Consider the following 5,312-nt stretch of genomic DNA (forward strand, 5'->3'; position numbering starts at 1 on the left):
GCGGTCCTGGCCCGGGTGACCGGTCTCGACCGGCTCTCCGCCCCGGGCCGTGCGCGGATCCTGCCGGCCCGCCCCGACGGGGTCGGCGGATGGACTCTCTCCGGCCGGGTCCGCACCGCCCACCTGGCCGACCTCGCAGGCGCTCCCGCGCTCGCCGTGGTCCCGGAGGGAGCCGGGGCCGACGATCCCGTGGAGATCGTCGACTGGATCTGACCGGCCGGCGGTCAGCGCTTGCGGTTGCGGATCTTCTCCGCGAACTCGCGGGCCTTGCGCTGGTTCTCCGGCTTGGACGCCTCACGCTTGACCACCTCGGCGGCCTTGAGCGCGACGCCGGTCCGCAGGGCATTTCTCAGGAAAGCCATAGTGCACCTCTGTTCTCGGGGGAGCGCCAGTGTAGGCACCGCATCAGCCCGCCGCGACCGGGCGGCGCAGGAGGTACACGTCCATCACCCAGCCGTGCTCTGCGCGGAGCCGCTCACGATGGCCCCGCAGCTCGCCGAGGACGTCGCCGACCCTGCCCGCGACCAGGCACTCGCCCGCATCGCCGAGGTTGCCGCCCCACCAGATGTGCCAGTCGGCCAGGTCCTCCAGCGGCAGGTCCGCGTTGAGCATCACCACCACGTTGTCCGCTCCGTCGGCGACGACCTCCGCCAGTCGCCGGCCGGTGGTCACGGTGACCGTCCCGCCGATCTCGTGCAGGACCAGCCGGTGACGCGCCGCCAACACCTGTAGAGCGGAGATGCCGGGGATCACCTCGACGGCGAAGTCGAGCCGGCCACGGGCGAGGATCCGGTCGACGATCCGCAGCGTGGAGTCGTAGAAGGCGGGGTCGCCCCACACGGGCACCGCCACGTCGCCGGGCCGGTCCGCCAGCACCCGCTCCCACGCCAGGGACCGGGCCTCGTGCCAGTCCAGGACCACGCCGCGGTACCCGACGTGGGAGGAGGTCGACCGCGACGAGCGGTCCCGCTCCGGATCGGCGACCCCCACCAACTCGATGCCCGGCGCGTGCCGGGCGAGCAGCTGCCGACGAAGGTCGACCAACGGGTCCGAGGCCCCCTTCACCGCGGCCACGGCGTAGGCCGACTCCCGCAGGGCCGTGATCGCCTCCACCGTGATCTGGTCCGGCCCCCCGGAGCCGATCCCCACCACCCGCACCCGGCGGCGCGGCGTGCCTCCCGCCTCCCCGGTCGGGAGGCGGGACACCCGGTCAGTCACCGTGGGTGTCCTCGAGGTCGCCCTCGACGTCCAGGTAGACCTGCCGCATCCGGTCCATGATCTCGGCGTCCGGCTCGGCCCACAACCCGCGGTCGGCGGCCTCGGAGAGCCGCTCGATCATCCCGCGCAACGCCCACGGGTTGGACCGCCGCAGGAACTCCTGGTTGGTCTGGTCCAGCACGTACTCCCTGGCCAGCGTGTCGTACATCCAGTCATGCACCACCCCGGCGGTGGCGTCGAACCCGAAGAGGTAGTCCACCGTCGCGGCCAACTCGAAGGCCCCCTTGTAACCGTGCCGCTGCATGGCCGCGATCCACCGGGGGTTGACCACGCGAGCCCGGAACACCCGGACCGTCTCCTCCGCGAGCGACCGGGTGCGGATGGCGTCCGGCGTGGTGGAGTCCCCCACGTAGGCGCGGGGTTCGGCGCCGGTGAGCGCTCGCACGGTCGCGATCATCCCGCCGTGGTACTGGAAGTAGTCGTCCGAGTCGGCGATGTCGTGCTCGCGGGTGTCGATGTTCTTGGCGGCCACCGCGATGCGCCGGTAGTTGGTGCGCATGTCGTCCGCGGCCGGGACGCCGTCCAGGTCGCGGCCGTAGGCGAAGCCGCCCCACCGGGTGTAGACCTCGGCCAGGTCGCGGTCGTCCCGCCAGTTGCCGGCCTCGATGGTCTGCAGGATCCCGGCGCCGTACGACCCCGGCGCGGAGCCGAAGATGCGGGTGGTCGCACGACGGTGGTCCGAGTGCTCGGCCAGGTCCGCGCGGGTGTGGGCGGCGACATAGTTCTGCTCGGCGGGTTCGTCGAGGTCCGCCACCATCCGGACGGCGTCGTCGAGCATGGTGATGACGTGCGGGAAGGCGTCCCGGAAGAAGCCCGAGATGCGGACCGTCACGTCCACGCGCGGGCGACCGAGCTCGGCGGCCGGGACCACCTCGAGACCGTTGACCCGGCGGGAGGCCTCGTCCCACTCCGGGCGGACGCCGAGCAGGGCCAGGACCTCGGCCACGTCGTCGCCCGAGGTCCGCATGGCCGAGGTGCCCCAGATCGACAGTCCCACCGAGCTCGGGTACTCACCGGTCTCCGCCACGTGGCGGTCCAGCAGGGAGTCGGCCATCGCCTGGCCGGTCTCCCAGGCCAGCCGGGACGGGATCGCCCGAGGGTCCACGGTGTAGAAGTTGCGGCCGGTCGGCAGCACGTTGACCAGGCCGCGCAGGGGCGAACCGGACGGTCCGGCGGGCACGAACCCGCCGTCCAGGGCGTGCATCACCGCATCCAGCTCGTCGACGGTGGCGGCCAGACGCGGCACCACCTCGCGGGCGGCGAACTCCAGGACGCGGCCGACCTCGTCGTCGTCGTCATCTCCCAGCCCCGCGGCGGCCAGGACCTCCGGCACCACCGCGAGGTCCCACCCGCGGGCGTCCATGTCCTCGACCAGCGACCGGGCCCGGGCCTCCACGCGGTCGACCTCCTGGGTCGGGGCGTCCTCCCCCAGCCCGAGAGCGCGGCGCAGGCCGGGAACGGCCCCGAACTCACCGCCCCACACCTGCGAGGCCCGCAGGATGGCCAGCACCAGGTTCACCCGCGCCTCGCCCTCCGGCGCCTGACCCAGCACGTGCAGTCCGTCGCGGATCTGGACGTCCTTGATCTCGCACAGCCACCCGTCGACGTGGAGCAGGAAGTCGTCGAACTCCTCGTCCCCGGGCTGCTGCTCCAGGCCGAGGTCCTCGTGCATGTGCGCGGACCGCATGAGGGTCCAGATCTGCGCGCGGATGGCCGGCAGCTTGGCCGGGTCCATGGACGCGATGTTGCCGTACTCGTCGAGCAGCTGCTCGAGGCGGGCGATGTCGCCGTAGGACTCGGCGCGGGCCATCGGCGGTACCAGGTGGTCGACGATCGTGGCGTGGGCGCGGCGCTTGGCCTGGGCGCCCTCCCCGGGGTCGTTGACCAGGAACGGGTAGATCAGCGGCATGTCGGCGATCGCCGCGTCGGTCGCGCACGCCGCCGACAGCGCGGCGTTCTTGCCCGGCAGCCACTCCAGCGAACCGTGCTTGCCGATGTGGACCAGCGCGTGGGCACCGAAACCCCGCGCGAGCCACCGGTAGGCGGCCAGGTAGTGGTGGGAGGGCGCCAGCTCGGGATCGTGGTAGATCGCCACCGGGTTCTCACCGAACCCGCGGGGCGGCTGGATCAACAGGACGACATTGCCGGCCTGGATGGTGGCCAGGACGATCTCGCCGGCGTCGTTGACGAACAGCCGACCGGGCGCCTGCCCCCAGGCCTCGACCATCTCCGAGCGCAGCGACTCGGGCAGATCCGCCGTCCACGTGAGGTAGTCGTCGGTGGAGATCCGCACGTGACTGTCGGTGAGCTGGGCGTTCGTCAGCCACTCCTCGTCCTGTCCGCCCGCGGCGATCAGGGCGTGGATCAGGGCGTCGCCGGCGGCGGTGTCGTCGGCGTACGTGCTGTCGGTGCCACTGTCGGCGACGTCGAGGAACCTGGCGACAGGCCCGTCCGCCGGACCCAGGTCGTAGCCCTCGTCGCGCATGCGGCGCAGCAGGCGGATGGTCGAGACGGGGGTGTCCAGCCCCACCGCGTTGCCGATCCGGGAGTGCTTGGTCGGGTAGGCCGAGAGCACCAGGGCGATCCGGCGGTCGGCCGCGGGCACATGACGCAGCCGCGCGTGCGAGACCGCGATCCCCGCGACGCGGGCGCAGCGTTCGGGATCGGCGACGTAGCGGGGCAGCCCGTCGGCGTCGATCTCCTTGAAGGAGAACGGCGCGGTGATGATCCGGCCGTCGAACTCGGGGATCGCGATCTGGTTGGCCGAGTCCAACGGGTTGACGCCGTCGTCGGAGGCCTCCCAGTCCTCCCGACTCCACGTCAGGCACAACCCCTGGAGCACCGGGATGTCGAGCGCGGCGATCCGTTCGACGTCCCACGTCTCGTCCTCGCCGCCGGCGCTCACTGCTCCGGGCGTGGTTCCGCCGGCGGCCAGGACCGTGACGATCAGCGCGTCGAGCGTCCCGAGCGCGGCGAACAGCTCGTCGGGCGCCGAGCGGAGGGAACCCGCGAACACGGGCACGCCCACGGCCTGCCCGGTGGCGTCGATCGCGTCGGCGAGCGAGTGGGCGAACCCGGAGTTCCCACTCACCTCGTGGGCCCGGTAGTAGAGCACGCCCACGCGGGGGACGCCCCGCGTGTGACCACTCGCCGGGGAATCGGCGCGACCCGGCCGCGGCGGCATCCCCCACACGGGGACGCTCTCCGGGGGTGCGAACCCGGTGCCGGTGAGCAGCACGGTGTCCGAGAGGAAGGCGTGGAGCTGGGCGAGGTTCCGCTCGCCCCCCTCGGCGAGGTAGCGGTGGGACTCGGCCGCGATGCCGATCGGGACCGTGGACAGCTCCATCAGGTCGGCGTCCGGGGCCTGCTCGCCGCCCAGGACGACCACCGGCCGACCCGAGGCCATCACCGCGGCGAACCCGGGCTCCCACGACCGCCGCGACCCGAGGATCCGGACCACCACCAGGTCGGCGCCGGCGAGCAGGTCGGGCAGGTCCGCCTCGACGTCCAGCCGGGACGGATTGCCGAGCATCCAGTCCGCCCGGGAGGCCCGCGCGGAGAGCAGGTCCGTGTCCGAGGTGGACAGCAGGGTGATGCGTGGTGGCTGGCTCGACTGCCGTGGTGGTGCGGTGTCATCCGATGGCGCGGTGTCTTCCGATGGTGCCGTGGCGTCCTCAGGGGACGCCGAACGCCGGTCATGGCGCATGTTCTTCTCCAAACCCTCGTGGAACATGACGCCGTGGCCGGTCTCCTGGCTTTCGCATCGACGCCGCGCGACCGACCTTCCCGGGCCTGGGCCCAGTGGTCTCCGCCCCGCTCTGGGACAGACGAGGGTGCGCGACTCCGCGACTACAGTGGCGAGGGCCGCGCCGGCTTTTCCTCCGGCTTCCCGAGCACCACGGCACCGGCGAGCCTATCCGGCGCCGGTCCCCCGCGGGTGTCCGGCCGCCGGCTCCCCGCTCGCCGCGCCACGCCCCCGGCTGCCAGACTGTGCCCCGTGAGCGTTTCCGGACCGACCCGCCGCACCCGCACCG

The 5,312-nt window shown here is 72.8% G+C and carries 3 protein-coding genes, 1 pseudogene and 1 riboswitch; of the genes and pseudogenes, 1 reads left to right on the forward strand and 3 read right to left on the reverse strand.

Annotation, left to right across the window (positions count from 1 at the left end; all coding sequences use genetic code 11):
• Positions 1-213: pseudogene (locus tag G6031_RS15875) on the forward strand (molybdopterin biosynthesis protein); the annotation flags it as partial.
• Positions 214-224: 11 nt separating this feature from the next.
• Here the strand turns inward: G6031_RS15875 and G6031_RS15880 are convergent.
• The 3 genes from G6031_RS15880 to cobN form a co-directional block, all read right to left on the reverse strand.
• Entirely contained in the window at positions 225-362 is a 138-nt protein-coding gene (locus tag G6031_RS15880; RefSeq protein ID WP_179524167.1) for a hypothetical protein, read from the reverse strand.
• 43 nt (positions 363-405) lie between these two features.
• A complete protein-coding gene (cobF, locus tag G6031_RS15885; RefSeq protein WP_347238511.1) occupies positions 406-1,218 on the reverse strand; it encodes a precorrin-6A synthase (deacetylating) in 813 nt (270 codons plus the stop codon).
• On the reverse strand, positions 1,211-5,011 hold the full coding sequence (cobN, locus tag G6031_RS15890; RefSeq protein WP_241737386.1) for a cobaltochelatase subunit CobN: 3,801 nt from the start codon (positions 5,009-5,011) through the stop codon (positions 1,211-1,213). The genes cobF and cobN overlap by 8 nt, the downstream gene beginning before the upstream one ends.
• Positions 5,002-5,194: riboswitch (cobalamin riboswitch) on the reverse strand. Its footprint overlaps the gene before it by 10 nt.
• Positions 5,195-5,312 lie beyond the last annotated feature (118 nt).

Origin of the sequence: Dietzia sp. CQ4 (assembly GCF_014145125.1) — a bacterium.
GTDB classification, from domain to species: Bacteria; Actinomycetota; Actinomycetes; order Mycobacteriales; family Mycobacteriaceae; genus Dietzia; species Dietzia natronolimnaea.

Coding starts and splice junctions, on each gene's coding strand:
- cobN (WP_241737386.1), bottom strand. CDS start 5,011: ATGTTCCACGAGGGTTTGGAGAAGAACATGCGCCATGACCGGCGTTCG.
- G6031_RS15880 (WP_179524167.1), bottom strand. CDS start 362: ATGGCTTTCCTGAGAAATGCCCTGCGGACCGGCGTCGCGCTCAAGGCC.